Below are 16,825 nucleotides of genomic sequence, written 5' to 3'. Positions count from 1 at the left end.
CGCTCCGCTGTGTGACCCGTAACATAGTAATGTGAAATTGCACTGCACAAGAGGTGACGCCACCCGTTACCGAGCTGTGTCCGTGCCCCGCATCTCCCCAGCCCCGCCTAGGAGTTCACCGGTGACCCTCCCCCAGCCCGGCCTCGCCACCGGGAGCCACGACCTCCCGGTCACCCCCGCCCTCGCCGCCTTCATGGGCACCCGCTGGGCCGCCACCCCGCTCCCCGCCGACCGGCGCGTGCCCGGACACGACCGCTTCCCCGGCCGCCGCGCCCGGCTCTCCGCCGCCTTTCCCGGTGAACGCCTGATCGTCCCGGCCGGCCGCCTCAAGGTCCGCTGCAACGACCTCGACCACCGCTTCCGCCCGCACAGCGCGTACGTCTGGCTCACCGGACTCACCGGCGAGGACCAGGCCGACCACGTCCTCGTCCTCGAACCCACCGGCCCCGAGGGCCACGAACCGGTCCTCCACCTGCGCCCCCGCTCCCCGCGCGACGGCGGCGAGTTCTACCGTGACCGCCGCTACGGCGAGTTCTGGGTCGGCCCCCGCCCCGACCTCGCCGAGGCCGCCCGGCTCACCGGGGTGCGCACCGCACACCTCGACGACCTCGGCAGGCTGCTGACCGGCCCCCAACCGCCCACCCGGGTACTGGCCAGCACCGACCCGCTGGTCGACGAGGCCACCGGCCGTCCCGGCCCCTTCGCCCAGCAGGACGGCGAACTGGCGGCCGTGCTCTCCGAGTTGCGCCTGGTCAAGGACGCCTGGGAGGTCGATCAGCTGCAACTCGCCGTCGACCACACCGTCACCGGCTTCGAGGACGTCGTCCGCGCCCTGCCCACCGCACTGCGCCACCACCGCGGCGAGCGCTGGATCGAGGGCGTCTTCGACCTGCGCGCCCGCGCCGAGGGCAACGGCACCGCCTACACCACCATCGCCGCCTCCGGTGCCCACGCCTGCGTCCTGCACTGGATCCGCAACGACGGCGCCCTCGACCCGAACTCCCTGCTCCTGCTGGACGCCGGCGTCGAGACCGACACCCTCTACGCCGCCGACATCACCCGCACCCTCCCGCTCAGCGGCACCTTCGACCCCGTGCAGCGCCAGGCCTACGAACTCGTCCTCGCCGCCCAGAGCGCCGGCATCGCCGCCCTGCGCCCCGGCGCCCGCTTCCGCGACTTCCACCGCGCCGCCATGCGGGTCATCGCCGAGGGCCTCGCCGACTGGGGCGTGCTGCGCATCCCCGCCGACCAGGCCCTCGCCGAGGACAACGGCCTGTACCGCCGCTACACCCTCTGCGGCAGCGGCCACATGCTCGGCCTCGACTACCACGACTGCGCCAAGTCCCGCGCGGACCGCTACCTCGACGGCGTCCTGGAGGAGGGCATGGTCCTCACCGTCGAACCCGGCCTCTACCTCCAGCCCGACGACGAGACCCTCCCCGTCGAACTCCGCGGCCTCGGCATCCGCATCGAGGACGACCTCGTCATCACCGCGGACGGCGCCCACCTGATGTCCGCGGCCCTCCCCCGAACGGTCAAGGACATCGAGTCCTGGATGGCCACCCTGCTCACCTGACCGCGCGGAACCAGGACCCTAGCGGATCAGGCCGCGGCCGCGGGCCTCGCGGACCGCTGCCGTGCGCGAGTCGACCCCCAACTTGGTGTAGATGTGCACCAGGTGGGACTTCACCGTGGCCTGGCTCAGGTGCAGGCGCTGGCTGACCTGCTGGTTGGTCAGCCCGTCGGCGACCAGCCCGAGGACTTCGGTCTCCCGGGCGCTGAGCGCCGCCGCGGGCGTCCGCATCCGTTCCAGCAGCCGGTCCGCGACGCTGGGCGCCAGCGCCGGGCGTCCGGCCGCGGCCGCCCGTACGGCCTGGGCCAGTTCCTCCGGCGGCGCGTCCTTGAGCAGGTACCCGGTGGCGCCGGCCTCCAGCGCGGGCAGGGTGTCGGCGTCGGTGTCGTAGGTGGTGACGACCAGGACCCGCGGGCCGCCCGCCCGGGCGGTGATCGCCGCGGTGGCCTGGGCGCCGTTCATCGCCGAGCCGGGACCGAACTGCAGGTCCATCAGCACCACGTCGACGCCCGCGCCGGCCGCCAGCTCGACGGCCCGCTCGGCGGTGGCCGCCTCGGCGACGATCGCGAAGTCCGGCTCGCTCTCCAGCACGGCCCGCAGCCCGGCCCGCACCACCGGGTGGTCGTCCGCGATCAGCAGCCGGATCACGACGCCACCTCGGCATCCGAAGCGCCCGAAGTACCCGAGGCGCCCGGGGCAGCCGCAGCACCCGGCACCACCGGCCCGACCGGCAGCTGCACCGCCACCGCCGTCCCCTCCCCCGGCGCCGACTCCACCGTGAAGGTGCCGCCCAGCGCCCGGGCCCGGGCCCGCATCGAGGGCAGCCCGAACCCGCCGTCCCCGTCGGTGCGGACCGCGACCGCCGCCGGATCGAACCCGGCCCCGTCGTCGAACACGTCCAGCGCCACCTCGCCCTCCATGTAGCTGAGTGTCACCTCGGCCCGCGAGGCCTTCGCGTGCCGGACGGTGTTGCCGAGCGCCGACTGCGCGATCCGCAGCAGCGCGACCTCCTGCGCCGCCGGCAGCCGTACCGGGTCGCCGGAGACGTGCAGGTGCACGGGCAGCGCGCGGTGCGCGGTCGTGGTGGCGCAGAGCCGCTCCAGCGCGACGGGCAGCGGGTCGCTCTCCAGCGCGGGCGGAGTGAGCGCGCGGACGAACCGCCGGGCCTCGTCCAGGTTGTCCTGGGCGGCCTGCCGCGCCTGTTCGACGTACCCGGCGGCGGCCTCGGTGCGCTCCGGCAGGGCCCGCTGGGCCGCCCTCAGCAGCAGTTGGATGGAGCTGAGGCTCTGCGCGAGGGTGTCATGGATCTCCCGGGCGAGGCGTTCGCGTTCGGCCATCACCCCGGCCGTGTGGTGGGCGGCGGCCAGGTCGGCGCGGGCGGCGGTGAGTTCGTCGATGAGCCGACGCCGCTCCTCGCTCTCCCGGTAGAGCGCCTGGTAGCCGAGCACGGTGGCGGTGGCGACGGCCGCACCGAGGGCGGGCCCGATCGACGCGGCGACGCTGAAGCTGTGCTGGTGCCAGGACCACGCCGCGATCGCCGCACCGGCGGTCAGGGCGACGGCCGCCGGCCCGCCGCGCCGCCCGAGCAGGTGCAGTTCCAGGAAGTACAGCGGGAACGCCAGCCAGACCCCGTCCTGGGTGGCGATCAGCACGCCCGCCCAGGTGGCGCCGAGCAGCGCCAGCCAGAGCGCCGCCGCCCGGCGCGAGCGGCGGACGGCGGCGAGCCGCGGGCCGACGGCGTAGACGGCGCCCATCGCGGTGGCCGCGGCGGCGACGGCCGCCGGGTCCCCGCCGTGGCCGGCGAACACGGCCCGGGCGACGGCGAGCACGAGCAGGCCCGCCACGAGCAGGTGCAGGCAGACCTGGAGGACGCGGGCGACGGGGGTGGTTCGGGATCGTTCGGTCGCCATCCCTCCAGCCTAAGTTCCGCCCACGGCGCCCGGCATCAATCAAAAGGTTGAACTCCGCTTCTGCCCTTCGATGCCCAGGATGCAATCCCCGGGTCGATGACCCGGGGCACGGCGGTCCACGAGGGTGGGAACGTCGGAGTCCAGCTGTCCGGCACCCACCCGCACAGAGGAAGGCCCACCGTGTTCGTCGCCTGGAGGGACCTGAGGTTCGCCAAGGGGCGGTTCGCCCTGATGGGGACCGTCATCGTCCTGATCACCGTCCTGGTCGGCCTGCTGTCCGGTCTGACCGCCGGCCTCGGCCGCCAGAACATCTCCGCGATCACCGGCCTGCCCGCCGACCACCTGGTGTTCTCCCGGCCCGCCGACGGGCAGCAGCTCTCCTTCACCGACTCCCAGGTCACCCCCGAGCAGTGGCAGGCCTGGGCCCGCGAGCCGGGCGTCACCTCCGCCCAGCCGCTCGGCATCACCACCACCAAGGCCGCCGCGGGCACCCGCACCGCCGCGCTCTCCGCCTTCGGCGTCCCGGACGGCTCCGGGCTGGCCCCGCAGGGCACCCGGCTCGGCCCCGGCCGGGCGGTGCTGTCGAAGACCGCCGCCGAGAACCTGGGCGGGCTCACCCCCGGTGCCGACTTCACCCTGGCCGGGCACCACCTCACCGTGGCCGCCGTCGACGGCGACGCCGCCTTCAGCCACACCCCGGTGCTCTGGACCAGCCTCACCGACTGGCAGCAGTTCGCGCCCGGCGGCACCGGCCACGCCACCGTCATCGCGCTCACCACGGCCGGGGGCGCCGACCTGGCCGCCGCCGACGCCCGCCAGGGCACCGTGACCCGCACCCGGGACGACGCCCTCGCCGCGATCGGCTCCTACACCTCGGAGAACGGCTCCCTGCAACTGATGCGCGGCTTCCTGTTCGCCATCTCGGCACTGGTGATCGGCGCGTTCTTCACCGTCTGGACGATCCAGCGCAGCGGCGACATCGCCGTCCTCAAGGCCCTCGGCGCCTCCACCCGCTACCTGCTGCGCGACGCACTCGGCCAAGCCGTCCTGCTGCTGGTGCTCGGCACCCTGCTGGGCACGGCGATCGCGGCCGGCTTCGGCGCGCTGATCGGCTCCGCCGTCCCCTTCGTCCTGGACGCCCCGACCGTCCTGCTGCCCGCCGTCGTGATGATCGCCATCGGCGCGGTCGGCGCGGCCCTGTCCATCCGCCGGATCACCTCCGTCGACCCGCTGACCGCCCTGGGGAGCGCCCGATGAGTCTGACCCTCGACCGCATCACCCTCACCTATCCCGACGGCGACGGCCGGCTCACCGCCCTCGACGAGGTCTCGCTGACCGTCCCCGAGGGCACCCTCACCGCCGTCGTCGGCCCGTCCGGCTCCGGCAAGTCCAGTCTGCTGGCGGTCGCCGCGACCCTGATCACCCCGGACTCCGGCCGCGTCGTCGTCGCCGGCACCGACACCGCCGGCCTCAGCCGGGCCGAGCTCACCGCGCTGCGCCGGACGAAGATCGGCATCGTCTTCCAGCAGGCCAACCTGCTGCCCTCGCTCACCGCGGCCGAACAGCTCCAGGTGATGGCCCACCTCGACGGCCGCTCCCCGCGCGAGGCCCGTTCCCGCGCCCTGGACCTGCTGGACGCCGTCGGCCTGCGCGACCAGGCCGCCCGCCGCCCGCACCAGCTCTCCGGCGGCCAGCGCCAGCGCGTCAACATCGCCCGCGCCCTGATGAACGACCCCGAGGTCCTGCTGGTCGACGAACCCACCAGTGCCCTGGACCACGAACGCGGCGCGGCCGTCCTCGACCTGATCACCGAGCTCACCCACCGCCGCGCGACCGCGACCGTCCTGGTCACCCACGACCGCACCCACCTCACCGCCGTCGACCAGATCGCCGAGGTCCACGACGGCCGCCTGACCCTGCCCGCCGCGGTCGCCTAGCGCAGCAGGTCACCCACATCCAAGGTCACCACCGGCCCGGGCAGCCCGACCACCTGCCCGGGCCGGTGCACCATCCGCGCCCGGTGGGGGGGCCGGACCGCGAGCCGCTGGACCGGCCGAGGGTCCCTGTCGACCATCCGGGGCTGGGGGAGCTGCTCGAAGAACACCTCGGCCGTGCCGAGCACGGAGTGCGACGCTATTTCTTCGCGGTCAGCACGTCGTCGACCGAGAGCGTCACCGACGCGCCGATGGACTCCGGCAGGGTGAACGACTGTCCCGGGTGGTGAACGGCGTGGACCCGGTACTCGCCCTCCTGCGGGTCGGTGAGCACCATGACCCGCTGGTTCGTCCGGTCGACGATGACGTAGACCGGCACCCCCGCTGTGGCATACGCAGCCGGCTTCTTCCTCAGATCATCACTGAGGTTGGAGGAGGTGACCTCCAGTACGAGCCGGAAGATCGCAGGGTCGTAGCACCCGTGCTCAAGCACCCGATCGTCACTGTCCGCGTCGATGATCACCAGGTCCGGCACGGCAAAGTCGAACGGGCCGTCCGGCAAACGAATCCCGAGGTTCTGGAAGACCTCGGTCTCACCCTCATCCAGACCCGCCGATTCAAAGAGGCGGTCGAACTTCTTGACGGACCGACCGTGCTTGATGTTCGGCGGCGGCGTCACGGTGATCTCGCTCCCGATGATCTCGACCCGGTAGCCGGGGAGCTGGTTGGAAATCAGCTCTGCGGCTTCGAGCAGCGTCGGCTGCTCCATGGGCTCTTCCACTGCTGCGGCGGACATGGAATTCCTCCTGGCTGCCGATGTCGAGACCATCATCGTAGAGCCCGGGCACCCCCCGACGCCCGATCCTCCGTGTTCACCCCGACGGGTGGTTCAGCCTCTACCGGGCCCGCAGCCGCAGGGCCGGGCGCTCCGGTTCGGCCGCCTCGTCCTGGCCCGCCCAGAGCGAGCGGACGTGGCTGAGGTGCCGGGTCATGCAGGCCTCGGCCGCCTCCGCGTCGCCGGCGATCATCAGGTCGAGCAGCTCCAGGTGCTCCTCCGCCGAGGAGACCAGCTCGCCGCGCTCGTCGAGGCGGTTGAGCCCGTACAGGCGGGAGCGCTTGCGCAGGTCGCCGACGACGTCGACCAGCCGGGCGTTGCCGGCGAGGCCGAGCAGGTCGAGGTGGAACTGCCGGTCGGCTTCCAGGTAGCCGATCAGGTCGTGCTTGCGGGCGGCGGCGACGATCGCCTCGGCCTGCGGGCGCAGCCGCTCCAGCTGCTCCTCAGTCGCGGTGCGGGTGACCCGGCCGACGGTCGGGACCTCGATCAGGGCGCGGATCTCGGTGTAGTCGTCGAGGTCGCGCTCGGTGAGTTCGGTGACCCGGAAGCCCTTGTTGCGGACGGCCTCGACCAGGCCCTCGCGGGCGAGGTCGAGCATGGCCTCGCGGACCGGGGTCGCGGAGACGCCGAAGTCGGCGGCGAGGGCGGGCGCGGAGTAGACGACGCCGGGCCGCAGTTCGCCGGAGATCAGGGCCGCCCGGAGCGCGTGGGCGACCTGGTCGCGAAGCCGCTCCTGGACGGAGATCAGGGTGCGGGGTTTGAGGTCGGCCATGGTGTTCCTCCGGTGGGTGCAGAACACCAGTGTACAATGTCACGTTACGTTGAGTATGCAACATTCCACGGCCCGCGCAACCCGTCAACCGCCGAAAGCCATGGTGGCAGCGGCCGTCGGCCGTGACAACGGCCGACGGCACACGATCTGCCACCGCGCCCAGGGCTACGCCCGGCGGAACTGCCCGACGATCCGACGCCGGCACAGGAGTGGAATGAACGCTCTACCCAGGCTCTCGGCTAGGATCGCGCCGTGAAGACGCCGGAGAAGACAGCCGAGAAGGCGCCCGAGAAGACCACCACCGTCGGCACCCGCGAGCGGATCGTCCGGGCCACCTCGCGGCTGCTCCAGCGCCAGGGGTACGAGGGCACCGGCATCAAGCAGATCTCCCGCGAGGCCGAGGCCACCCTCGGCTCCGTCTACCACTTCTTCCCGGGCGGCAAGCAGGAGTTGGCCGCCGAGGCGATCCGGCACGGGGACGAGGAGTTCGCCGTCCTGCTGCGTGCCGGGCTGGGCTCCTCGACGGACCTGGGCGAGGCGATGACCGCCTGCACCCGGCTGCTCGCCACCGAACTGCGCGCCTCCGACTGGCAGGACGGCTGCCCGGTCACCACCACCGCCCTGGAGACGGTCGGCAGGGTGCCGGTGATCGAGGAGGCCGTGACCGCGGCCTTCGCCAACTGGCGGGCCATCGTGGCGGATCGGCTGCACGGCGCGGGCATCGGCGAGGAGGACGCCCGCGAACTGGCCGGCACCGTCATCAACACCCTGGAAGGCGCCGAACTCTCCGCCCAGGTCGCCCGCAGCGAGGAGCCCCTGCTGGTCGCCGGCCGCCACCTGGCCCGCCTGCTCGCGACCTACGCCTGACCCACGGGAGACCCGGACGGACCCGGACGGACCCGGACCGCCAGCCCCCGCACCCGGCACCCGGCACCCGGCACCCGGCACCCGGACGCCCCCGGGCCGCCGGGGCACCCGGAAACACGACGGAGCCGGCCCGGCGGGGATCCCTTTCCGCCGGACCGGCTCCAGCTGTTCAACTCCCCACCGCCACCGGGAGTGACGGACCGGGGAGCAACTCGCTACGGCGCGCCCGCGCCGCCGGCCCCGGCGGCCCGGTACACCTCCGTCGCGACCGCCAGGTCCTCCCAGGCCATCCCGACGCTCTTGAAGAACCGCGGCCGCCCCGCCGGCACCAGCGCGTCACCGCGCACCAGCTCGGCCAGGTTCCACAGCTGCCGCCCGGCCACGCCCGCCATCAGCAGGTCCCCGGCCTCCCGGGTCGCGACCGACCGCGCCTCCACGTACAGCTCGGCGCGCCCGACCAGCACCTCGTCCACCTCCCGGGCGTCCGGCTCGTGCGAGCCGACCGCCGCCACCGCCGCGTGCGCCGGCACCAGCGCGCCGTCGAACAGCGGCGTACGGGCGGTCGTGCAGCAGACCACCAGGTCCGCCTCCCCCACCGCGTCCGGCCCACCGACGGCGGCCGCGAGCCCGAGCCCCCGCCCGTACGCCGCCAGCGCCGCGGCCCGCTCGGCGTTGCGCGCGACGACGGTGAGCCGGCGCAGCGGGCGGATGGCCAGCAGCGCGTCCAGGTGCCCGTGGGCCTGCGGCCCGGAGCCGAACAGCACCAGGTGCTCCGCCTCCGGGACCGCCAGCCGCCGCAGCGCCGCGGCGGTGACGGCCGGCGTGCGCAGCGCGGTGAGCGCGGCGCCGTCCAGCAGGGCGAGCGGCTGCAGGGTGGGCCCGTCCAGCAGCAGGTAGCTGCCGGTGATCCGGGGCAGTCCGCGGTCCGGGTTCCCCGGCGCCACCCCGGCGATCTTGACGCCCGCGTACGGTCCTGCGGCGGCCGGCATCAGCAGCAGTTCGCCGGCCGGCACCGGTACCGCCGACCGGGCGGGTGCCGCCTCCGGGTCGAACCCGTCCAGCAGCACCCGCTCGACCGCCCCCACCGCGCCGGCGGGCCCGACTCCTCCGGTGCCCGGCACGGCGTACTGGAGCGGCACAACCGCCGTACCGGGCAGTGCGGTGGGACTCACAGCAGGAACCCCGTCCCCAGGTCGTCGTCCGGCTCCAGCACGAAGCCGTGTTCACCGGTGCGGTGGGCCGTCCCGGCGACCTCGGTGACGACGCCCCCGGTCAGCGGGTCACCGCCGGGGAGCACCCGGCCGGTGAACACGGTGCCGATGATCGACTCGTGCCGCAGCGGTTCTCCGGCCGCCAGCCGTCCCTCGGCGGCGAGCACGGCGAGCCGGGCCGAGGTGCCGGAACCGCAGGGCGAGCGGTCGATCTGCCCGTCCGCGAAGACGGTGACGTTCCGCTGGCTCAACACGCCGTCGGCGTCGGGGAGTTCGTCGAAGAGGATCACCCCGTACACCCCGGACAGCCGGGGGTCGCTCGGGTGCGCCACCGCCGCCGAGTCCGCCAGCGCCGCCCTGATCTCCCGCCCCAGGGCGGTGAGTTCGGGCAGCCGGGCCGGCTCCACGGCCAGTCCCAGGGAGGCGGCGGGCACCGAGGCGTAGCAGGCTCCGGAGTGCGCCACCGCGACCTCGACCGTCCCGCGCGAGGTCTCCACCGGCAGCTTGAGCGCGCTCACCCGGGTGGGAACGTTGCGGAAGGTCACCCCGGTGGTGCGCCCGCCGGCCCGGTGCACCAGCGCGGTGACCCGGCCGGAGGGCACGTCGATCCGCACCCGGGCCACGCCGTCGGCGGGGGCCGCGACCAGTCCGGAGTCCACCGCCCACGCGCCGAGCGCGATGGTGCCGTGCCCGCAGGCCGTCGAGTAGCCGTCCTTGTGCCAGAACAGCACGCCGAGGTGCGCCTCGTCGTCGTCCGGCGGCACCAGGAACCCGCCGTACATCCCGGCGTGGCCGCGCGGCTCGCGGGTGAGCAGCCGCCGGACGTCGTCCAGCGCACCGGGCCGGGGCTCGGTGGCGGTGCCGCCGGCGCCGAGCGCGATGGCCCGCCGCTCGGCCACGGTGTCCCCGGGGATGACCGGCGCGCCGTCCAGCACGATCCGGAACGGCTCGCCGGCGGTGTGGTAGTCCACCGTCCGCACGAACATCAGAGCACACCTCCGGCCGGCAGCACGCTGACCGTACGGCTGACGGTGTAGAAGTCCAGTGCCGCCCGGCCCTGTTCGCGCTCGCCGTGGCTCGCGCCCTTGGCCCCGCCGAAGGGGAGGTGGAAGTCGACGCCGCTGGACGGCGCGTTCACCCGGATCATGCCCGCGTCCAGCCGGTCGGCTGCGGCCAGTGCCACGTCCAGGCTGCGGGTGTGCACCGAGGTGGCGAGGCTGTGCGGGGTGTCGTTGGCGAGCGCGATCGCCTCGTCCAGGTCGGCCGCGGCGTGCAGCACGGCGATCGGACCGAAGAACTCCTCGCGCGCCAGCGGGTGTTCGGCCGGCACCTCGGCGAGCAGGGTCGGCTCGACGTACCAGCCGGCCCGCTCGGGCACCCGGCCGCCGGTCAGCACGCTCGCCCCGGCCTCGACCGCCGAGCCGACGGCGCCGGTCAGCCGGTCCCGCGCGGCGGAGTTGACCACCGGCCCGCACACCGCGTCGTCGACCGCCGCCAGCGCCTTGACCAGGGCCTCGCGCAGCGGCTCGTACGCCTCGCCGACCGCGATCACCCGGCTGGTGGCGGTGCACTTCTGCCCCGCGTACCCGGCGATGGCGGCCGCGATGTGCCCGGCGGCCTGCGCGATGTCCGCGTCGGGCAGCACCAACGCGGCGTTCAGGCCGCCGAGTTCGGCCTGCACCGGCACCCCGCGCTCGGTCGCGGCCCGCACCACGGCCCGGCCGACGCCGGTCGAGCCGGTGAAGGACACCACGTCCACCGCGTCGACCAGCGCCGCGCCCTCCTCCGCCCCGCCGGGCACCACCGTGAACACGTCCTCGGGCAGCCCGGCGGCGTGGGCCAGCTCCGCCAGCCGCAGCGCGCAGGCGGTCGCCTCCGGCGCCGGCTTGAGCACCGCCGTGTTGCCGACCGCCAGCGCCGGCGCGGCCTTCCAACTCGGGATCGCCAGCGGGAAGTTCCACGGCGCGATCAGCCCGGCCACCCCGTACGGGCGGCGCCGGGTGAGCAGCAGCCCGGGCCCGGCGGCGGTCTCGTGCACCGCCCCGGAGGGCGCGTACGGCGCCTGCGCGTAGTAGCGCCAGATCGCCGCGGTCCGGGCGACTTCGCCGCGCGCCTCGGCGAGCGGCTTGCCGACCTCGCGCACGATCAGCGCGGCCAGTTCCTCCGCGTGCGCTTCGACCGCGTCGGCGATCCGGCCGAGCGCCGCCGACCGGGCGCCGGCCCCGGCCGCGAGCCAGTCCGCCTGCGCCGCCCCGGCCCGCCCGACGGCGGCCCGCACGGCCTCGGCTCCGGGCTCCTCCACGGCGACCACGAGGTCGTCGGGGTCGGCGGGGTTGTACGAGGTGATGGTCACGACTAGCAGCCCTTCGAAGGAGGTTCGGAGCAGGCGGCCCGCAGGCGGGGTGCGTGCCCCGGCGTCGGCCCGCAGGCGGGGGTGTGAAGACGGGCCCTAGAGGAGGAACCCCGCCGGGAACGGGTCGCTCGGGTCGAGGAAGTACTGGGCGGTGCCGGTCACCCAGGCCCGCCCGGTGACGGTGGGCACCACCGCGGGCCGCCCGGCCACCTCCGTCCCCTCGACCAGCCGCCCGATGAAGGTGGTGCCGATGAAGGAGTCGTTGCGGAAGTCCTGCCCGAGCGGCAGTTCCCCGCGCGCGTGCAGCTGGGCCATCCGGGCCGAGGTGCCGGTGCCGCAGGGCGAGCGGTCGAACCAGCCGGGGTGGATGGCCATCGCGTGCCGGGAGTGCTCGGCGGTGGAGCCGGGGGCGAGCAGCTGCACGTGGTGGCAGCTGTGGATGGACGGGTCCTCCGGGTGCACCGGCCGGTCGGGACCCGCGTTGATCGCGTCCATCATGGCGAGCCCGGCGTCCAGGATCTCCTGCTTGCGCTCGCGCTCGAAGGGCAGGCCGAACTCGGCGAGCGGCAGGATGGCGTAGAAGTTGCCGCCGTACGCGAGGTCGTAGGTCACGGTGCCGTAGCCGGGCACCTCGATCTTCCGGTCCAGCGCGACGGCGTAGGAGGGCACGTTGCGGATGGTCACCGCCGTGGCGGCGCCGCCCTCGACCTTGACCTCGGCGACCACCAGCCCGGCCGGGGTGTCCAGCCGTACGGTGGTGACCGGTTCGACCACCGGGACCATCCCGGTCTCGACCAGGACGGTCGCGACTCCGATGGTGCCGTGCCCGCACATCGGCAGCAGCCCGGAGACCTCGATGTAGAGCACGCCGAAGTCCGCGTCCGGCCGGGTCGGCGGCTGCAGGATGGCGCCGCTCATCGCCGCGTGGCCGCGGGGCTCGTACATCAGCAGCGTGCGGAAGTGGTCCAGGTGCTGCTGGAAGTGCACCCGGCGCTCGGCCATGGTGGCGCCGGGGATGACGCCGAAGCCGCCGGTGATCACCCGGGTCGGCATGCCCTCGGTGTGCGAGTCGACGGCGTGGAACACGTGACGGCTGCGCATGGGTCACAACTCCCGTACAGGTCGTGGTGGTCGGTGGGGGCCGGGCCGGCTGCCGCCGCAGCCGGCCGGGAGGTCGGGGGCCACCGGGTTACGCCAGGCCCTCGGCCAGCGCCTTCTCGGTGGCCGCGCGCACGGCCGCCTCGATCTCCGGGGTGAGCGGCTGGCGCGGCGCCCGGACCGGACCGCCGGGGCGCCCGGCGATGTCCATGGAGAGCTTGATGGCCTGGACGAACTCGGTCTTGGAGTCCCAGCGCAGCAGCGAGTGCAGCGCCTTGTACAGCGGCAGCGCGGTGTCCAGGTCGTGCTTGACGGCGGCGTCGTAGAGCGCCACCGAGGCCTCCGGCAGCGCGTTGGGGTAGCCGGCGATCCAGCCGACCGCGCCGGCCAGCGCCAGCTCCAGCAGCACGTCGTCTGCGCCGATCAGCAGGTCCAGCCCGGGGGCCAGCTCGGCGATCTCGTAGGCCCGGCGGACGTCCCCGCTGAACTCCTTGACGGCGACGATCGAGCCCTCGGCGTGCAGCTCGGCCAGCAGCGCGGGGACGAGGTCCACCTTGGTGTCGATCGGGTTGTTGTACGCGACGATCGGCAGGCCCGCCTTGGTGACCTCGGCGTAGTGCGCGCGCACCGAGGCGTGGTCGGCCCGGTAGGCGTTCGGCGGCAGCAGCAGGACGGAGCCGGCGCCGGCCTCGGCGGCCTGCTCCGCCCAGCGGCGGGACTCCGCGCTGCCGTACGCGGCCACCCCGGGCATGACCCGGGCGCCGTCGCCGGCCGCCTCGACCGCCACCTCGACGACCCGGGCGCGCTCCTCGGCGGTGAGCGTCTGGTACTCGCCCAGCGAGCCGTTGGGGACGACGCCCTCGCAGCCGGAGTCGATCAGCCAGCGGACGTGCTCGGCGTAGGCGTCGTAGTCGACGGAGTGGTCCGGGCGCAGCGGGATCGTGGTGGCGACCATGATGCCGCGCCAGGGACGGGTGGTGTCGTGGGGGGTGATGGACACGGTGAACTCCTTGGTGAGGTGTGACATTTTATAAGCGTGGACGGGCCGGAGACAAGGTCCCCGGCCCGCCGGTTCGTCGACGGGCCCGTTCAAGACTCCGCGGTCGGCCCGGCGGAGGACTCCGCGGTCGGCCCGGCGGAGGACTCCACGGCCGGCCCGGCGGAGGACTCCGGGGGCAGCTCCGCACGGGGCCCGGCCGAGGGCCCCGCCGCCAGCTGCGCGAGCGGCACCGGGCAGCCCAGCGGGCGGCGGTCCGGCCCGGGCTCACCCGGGCCGGCCAGACAGGCCACGGCCGGACCGCACATCCGGCCCTGGCACCACCCCATCCCGGCCCGGGTGAGCAGCTTGACGGTGCGCGGATCGCCCGCGCCCAGCTCGTCCACGGCCTCCCGGATCGCCGCCACCGGCACCTCCTCGCACCGGCAGACGTCCGTGTCCGGGCGCAGCCACCCGGTCCACCCCGGGCCCGGCCGGTGGGCGGCGGCCATCAGCTCGGCGAAGGCCCGCAGCCGCGAGCGGCGGCGCAGCAGCGCGGCCGGCGGCAGCGCCCCGGCCACCGCGTGCGCGGCCAACTCGCCCTCGGCGAGCGCCAGATCGGCGCCGCCGACGCCATTGGTCTCGCCCGCCGACCAGAGGCCGGGCACGCTGGTGCGCAGCCGGGCGTCGACCTCCAGCGCGACCGCGCCGTCCGGCCCGGTGCGGGTCCGCGCACCCAGCTCGGTGGCCAGGTCGATCTGCGGCAGCAGCCCGTGGCCGACGGCGAGGGCGTCGCAGTCGATCCGCCGCTCGGTTCCGGGCACCGGCCGCCAGTCGGCGTCCAGCCGGGCCACCGTGACGCCGGTGACCCGGTCCGTCCCGTGCGCCTCGACCACGGCGCTGCGCGGGCGCAGCCGTACGCCGTGCCGTAGCAGCGCTCCGCCGTGCCCGGCGCCCTCGACCAGCTTCCCGGGGACGCCCGCGAGCACGCCGGGCCGCCGGGCGTACCCGAGGTAGGCGGTGGCCTCGACCACCGCGGGCACCTCGGCCCCGGCGGTGACCAGCGAGGAGGCCGCCGCCAGCAGCAGCGGCCCGCTCCCGGCGACCACGATCCGCCGCCCGGGCAGCACCAGCCCGGCCTTGAGCATCGCCTGGGCGCCGCCCGCGGTGACCACACCGGGGAGGGTCCAGCCGGGGAACGGCAGCTGCCGCTCGTACGCGCCGGTGGCGAGCAGCACCGACCGGGCCCGGACGGTGGCCCGGTCGGTGCTCTCCGGCCCGCGGGTCACGTGCACCGCGAAGCCGTCTCCGGTGCGCTCCAGCGCCCAGACCTGGTGCCCGCCCCGGAACGCGGCCCGCCCGGCCCGCTCGTGGGCGGCGAGCCGGTCGGCGAGGCCGGTGTAGGCGGACCAGTGGTGGTGCAGCCGGTCCGGACGGGCCGCGCCGAGACCGGGCGCCGGGTGGCGGTAGTACTGCCCGCCGGTGCTCGGCCCGCCGTCCAGCAGGACGCAGCGCTGCCCGAGGTCGGCGGCGGTGACGGCGGCGGCGAGCCCGGCCGGGCCGGCCCCGATCACCGCGACGTCGAACAGCAGGGGGTCGACGGCGTCAGACGGCGAGTTCGGCACGGCCGTGGCCCTCCTGGGTGGTGACGGTGGTGCCGGGCTCGGCGGGGAGCAGACAGGTGCGCTGGTTGGGCCGGCCGTCCACGGTGGCCAGGCAGTCGAAGCAGCTGCCGATCCCGCAGAACGCCCCGCGCGGCTTCCCGCCGACCCGGGTGGTGCGCCAGGCGAGCACGCCGTCGGCCCAGAGCGCGGCGGCGATCGACTGCCCGGGCAGCGCGGGGACGGGCCGCCCGTCGAACTCGATGTGGTGGGCGGGCCCGGGCTCGGCCTCGACCAGCGCGGCGGGGGTGCGGCGGCGCATCGGCGGCGTCTCCAATCCAGGACGGAACATCAGCGGAATCTCGTACGGGGCGGAGGCGAGCACGCACCCCCGCCGGGCGGACGCGGGCACGCGCTCACCCCGGGGCGGGCGCTCACCCGGCCGGGAACCGGTCCGCGCGGAACGGCGCGAGGTCCAGCTCCGGCTGTTTACCGGCCAGCTGCTCGCTGATCAGCAGCCCGGTCGCCGGGGCCAACCCGATGCCGGCCCCCTCGTGCCCGCAGGCGTGGTACAGCCCGGGCACCCGGGGGTCCGCGCCGATGGCCGGGAGGTGGTCCGGCAGGTACGGGCGGAAGCCCCGGTAGGCGCGCAGCACGCTGACGTCCGCGAGCACCGGGAAGAGCGCCGCGGCCTGTCCGGCCAGCCGGCGCAGCACCTCCTGGGAGAGCGTGCGGTCGAAGCCGACCCGCTCCCGGCTGGCGCCGATCAGCACCGGCCCGCCCGGGGTGCCCTCGACCACGGCGGAGGTCTCCAGCCCGGCCGAACCGCTGGCCACGTTGGCCACGTAGTCGGCGGCGTAGACCTTGTGCCGGACGATCCGCGGCAGCGGCTCGGTGACCAGCACGAAGCCGCGCCGGGGCATCACCGGCAGGTGCACCCCGGCCAGCGCGGCCAGCTCGCCGCCCCAGGTGCCGGCCGCGTTCACCACGGCGGGCGCGGCCAGCCGGCGGCGGTCGGTCCGTACGCCGCGCACGGCGCCGTCCGGCCCCCGGTCGACCGCCGTGACGGTCTCGCCGGTGATCAGCTCGGCGCCGCCGCGGCGGGCCTCGCGCAGCAGGTGGGCGGCGGCCAGGGCGGGCTGGACCTGGGCGTCCTGCGGGTAGTGGAAGCCGCCGGCCAGCCCGGGCGCGAGGTGCGGCTCCAGCTCGCGCAGCCGCTCGCCGGGCACCTCCTCGGCGACCACCCCGACGGCGCGCTGCCCGGCCGCGAAGGCCCGCAGCGCCTCCTGCCCGGCGGCGGTCGAGGCGACCACCACGCCGCCCTTGGGCTCGTACTCGACGGCCGCGCCGAGGTCCTGGGCGAGGTCGCGCCAGAGCCGGGTGCTGAGCAGGGCGAGGTCGAGTTCGGGCCCGGGCCCCTTGTCGGAGACCAGCAGGTTGCCCTCGCCCGCACCGGTGGTCCCGCCGGCCACCGGCCCGCGGTCCACGACGGCGACGGCGAGCCCGGCGCGGGCGGCGTAGTAGGCGCAGGCGGCGCCGACCACACCGGCGCCGACCACGACGACGTCCAGGGGAGGTCTCTCGGTCTTCAGCACGTCAGTAATATGTCACATGCCATCCACCCTGCCAAGACCGCCCCGCCGAAACCCCGGCGGTGCCCCACCGGAACCCGGCAACGCCCCCGACCAGCGGAAA

The 16,825-nt window shown here is 75.1% G+C and carries 17 protein-coding genes; 4 read left to right on the top strand and 13 right to left on the bottom strand.

Going from position 1 to position 16,825, the window contains the following annotated elements; all coding sequences use genetic code 11:
- The first annotated feature begins 121 nt into the window (after nt 1–121).
- Nucleotides 122–1,576 carry an aminopeptidase P family protein gene (locus ACIRD3_RS16490; protein ID WP_402216510.1) on the top strand — a complete coding sequence of 485 codons (1,455 nt, stop codon included), beginning with the start codon at nt 122–124 and terminating at the stop codon, nt 1,574–1,576.
- An 18-nt stretch (nt 1,577–1,594) separates the two neighbouring features.
- Here ACIRD3_RS16490 and ACIRD3_RS16485 read toward each other — a convergent pair whose 3' ends face one another.
- Together ACIRD3_RS16485 and ACIRD3_RS16480 are read right to left on the bottom strand one after the other, a co-directional pair.
- The gene (locus ACIRD3_RS16485) at nt 1,595–2,221 is read right to left on the bottom strand and encodes a response regulator transcription factor (protein ID WP_402216508.1); all 627 of its coding nucleotides are present in this window, start codon (nt 2,219–2,221) and stop codon (nt 1,595–1,597) included.
- Entirely contained in the window at nt 2,218–3,483 is a 1,266-nt protein-coding gene (locus ACIRD3_RS16480) for a sensor histidine kinase (protein WP_402216506.1), read from the bottom strand. The genes ACIRD3_RS16485 and ACIRD3_RS16480 overlap by 4 nt, the downstream gene beginning before the upstream one ends.
- Before the next feature lie 180 nt (nt 3,484–3,663).
- On the opposite strand from ACIRD3_RS16480, the gene ACIRD3_RS16475 reads away from it, so the two are divergent.
- Both ACIRD3_RS16475 and ACIRD3_RS16470 read left to right on the top strand, forming a co-directional pair.
- Nucleotides 3,664–4,740 carry an ABC transporter permease gene (locus ACIRD3_RS16475; protein WP_402216503.1) on the top strand — a complete coding sequence of 359 codons (1,077 nt, stop codon included), beginning with the start codon at nt 3,664–3,666 and terminating at the stop codon, nt 4,738–4,740.
- Nucleotides 4,737–5,420 carry an ABC transporter ATP-binding protein gene (locus ACIRD3_RS16470; protein WP_402216500.1) on the top strand — a complete coding sequence of 228 codons (684 nt, stop codon included), beginning with the start codon at nt 4,737–4,739 and terminating at the stop codon, nt 5,418–5,420. The genes ACIRD3_RS16475 and ACIRD3_RS16470 overlap by 4 nt, the downstream gene beginning before the upstream one ends.
- Here the strand turns inward: ACIRD3_RS16470 and ACIRD3_RS16465 are convergent.
- From ACIRD3_RS16465 to ACIRD3_RS16455, 3 genes are all read right to left on the bottom strand, one after another.
- Nucleotides 5,417–5,605 carry a hypothetical protein gene (locus tag ACIRD3_RS16465; protein ID WP_402216499.1) on the bottom strand — a complete coding sequence of 63 codons (189 nt, stop codon included), beginning with the start codon at nt 5,603–5,605 and terminating at the stop codon, nt 5,417–5,419. The two genes, ACIRD3_RS16470 and ACIRD3_RS16465, sit on opposite strands and share 4 nt — an antisense overlap.
- 11 nt (nt 5,606–5,616) lie before the next feature.
- Nucleotides 5,617–6,213 (bottom strand): Uma2 family endonuclease, encoded by a 597-nt coding sequence (locus tag ACIRD3_RS16460; protein ID WP_402216496.1) that lies wholly within the window; start codon nt 6,211–6,213, stop codon nt 5,617–5,619.
- 100 nt (nt 6,214–6,313) lie between these two features.
- Nucleotides 6,314–7,024, bottom strand: coding sequence for a GntR family transcriptional regulator (locus ACIRD3_RS16455; RefSeq protein ID WP_402216493.1), 711 nt, complete (start codon nt 7,022–7,024; stop codon nt 6,314–6,316).
- 252 nt (nt 7,025–7,276) lie between these two features.
- Between ACIRD3_RS16455 and ACIRD3_RS16450 the strand changes: the two genes are divergently transcribed.
- Entirely contained in the window at nt 7,277–7,891 is a 615-nt protein-coding gene (locus tag ACIRD3_RS16450) for a TetR/AcrR family transcriptional regulator (RefSeq protein ID WP_402216490.1), read from the top strand.
- A 215-nt stretch (nt 7,892–8,106) separates the two neighbouring features.
- Here ACIRD3_RS16450 and ACIRD3_RS16445 read toward each other — a convergent pair whose 3' ends face one another.
- The 8 genes from ACIRD3_RS16445 to ACIRD3_RS16410 all read right to left on the bottom strand — a co-directional run bounded on the left by ACIRD3_RS16445 (nt 8,107) and on the right by ACIRD3_RS16410 (nt 16,725).
- Nucleotides 8,107–9,063 carry an ornithine cyclodeaminase family protein gene (locus tag ACIRD3_RS16445; RefSeq protein WP_402216488.1) on the bottom strand — a complete coding sequence of 319 codons (957 nt, stop codon included), beginning with the start codon at nt 9,061–9,063 and terminating at the stop codon, nt 8,107–8,109.
- Nucleotides 9,060–10,088: a proline racemase family protein gene (locus ACIRD3_RS16440; RefSeq protein WP_402216485.1), complete on the bottom strand. Its 1,029-nt coding sequence runs from the start codon at nt 10,086–10,088 to the stop codon at nt 9,060–9,062. Before ACIRD3_RS16440 ends, ACIRD3_RS16445 begins: the two co-directional genes overlap by 4 nt.
- A complete protein-coding gene (locus ACIRD3_RS16435) occupies nt 10,088–11,455 on the bottom strand; it encodes an aldehyde dehydrogenase family protein (protein WP_402216483.1) in 1,368 nt (455 codons plus the stop codon). Before ACIRD3_RS16435 ends, ACIRD3_RS16440 begins: the two co-directional genes overlap by 1 nt.
- Before the next feature lie 96 nt (nt 11,456–11,551).
- Nucleotides 11,552–12,556 carry a proline racemase family protein gene (locus ACIRD3_RS16430; protein WP_402216481.1) on the bottom strand — a complete coding sequence of 335 codons (1,005 nt, stop codon included), beginning with the start codon at nt 12,554–12,556 and terminating at the stop codon, nt 11,552–11,554.
- 88 nt (nt 12,557–12,644) lie between these two features.
- Complete coding sequence (locus tag ACIRD3_RS16425) at nt 12,645–13,580, bottom strand: dihydrodipicolinate synthase family protein (protein ID WP_402216478.1); 936 nt, start codon at nt 13,578–13,580, stop codon at nt 12,645–12,647.
- Nucleotides 13,581–13,642: 62 nt separating this feature from the next.
- Nucleotides 13,643–15,154, bottom strand: a complete 1,512-nt coding sequence (locus ACIRD3_RS16420) for an NAD(P)/FAD-dependent oxidoreductase (protein ID WP_402216475.1) — start codon at nt 15,152–15,154, stop codon at nt 13,643–13,645.
- Nucleotides 15,135–15,482 (bottom strand): (2Fe-2S)-binding protein, encoded by a 348-nt coding sequence (locus ACIRD3_RS16415; RefSeq protein ID WP_402216472.1) that lies wholly within the window; start codon nt 15,480–15,482, stop codon nt 15,135–15,137. The genes ACIRD3_RS16420 and ACIRD3_RS16415 overlap by 20 nt, the downstream gene beginning before the upstream one ends.
- Before the next feature lie 82 nt (nt 15,483–15,564).
- Nucleotides 15,565–16,725, bottom strand: a complete 1,161-nt coding sequence (locus tag ACIRD3_RS16410) for an NAD(P)/FAD-dependent oxidoreductase (RefSeq protein ID WP_402216470.1) — start codon at nt 16,723–16,725, stop codon at nt 15,565–15,567.
- Nucleotides 16,726–16,825: the final 100 nt, after the last annotated feature.

Origin of the sequence: Kitasatospora sp. NPDC093550 (assembly GCF_044764985.1) — a bacterium.
Taxonomy (GTDB): domain Bacteria; phylum Actinomycetota; class Actinomycetes; order Streptomycetales; family Streptomycetaceae; genus Kitasatospora.
This window is presented reverse-complemented; position numbering and strand designations above follow the sequence as displayed.

Bases quoted from the DNA above. Each gene is read 5' to 3' on its own strand.
- ACIRD3_RS16470 (WP_402216500.1), top strand. From the start codon at position 4,737: ATGAGTCTGACCCTCGACCGCATCACCCTCACCTATCCCGACGGCGAC.
- ACIRD3_RS16415 (WP_402216472.1), bottom strand. From the start codon at position 15,482: ATGTTCCGTCCTGGATTGGAGACGCCGCCGATGCGCCGCCGCACCCCC.
- ACIRD3_RS16440 (WP_402216485.1), bottom strand. From the start codon at position 10,088: ATGTTCGTGCGGACGGTGGACTACCACACCGCCGGCGAGCCGTTCCGG.
- ACIRD3_RS16460 (WP_402216496.1), bottom strand. From the start codon at position 6,213: ATGTCCGCCGCAGCAGTGGAAGAGCCCATGGAGCAGCCGACGCTGCTC.
- ACIRD3_RS16430 (WP_402216481.1), bottom strand. From the start codon at position 12,556: ATGCGCAGCCGTCACGTGTTCCACGCCGTCGACTCGCACACCGAGGGC.
- ACIRD3_RS16425 (WP_402216478.1), bottom strand. From the start codon at position 13,580: ATGTCACACCTCACCAAGGAGTTCACCGTGTCCATCACCCCCCACGAC.
- ACIRD3_RS16455 (WP_402216493.1), bottom strand. From the start codon at position 7,024: ATGGCCGACCTCAAACCCCGCACCCTGATCTCCGTCCAGGAGCGGCTT.
- ACIRD3_RS16480 (WP_402216506.1), bottom strand. From the start codon at position 3,483: ATGGCGACCGAACGATCCCGAACCACCCCCGTCGCCCGCGTCCTCCAG.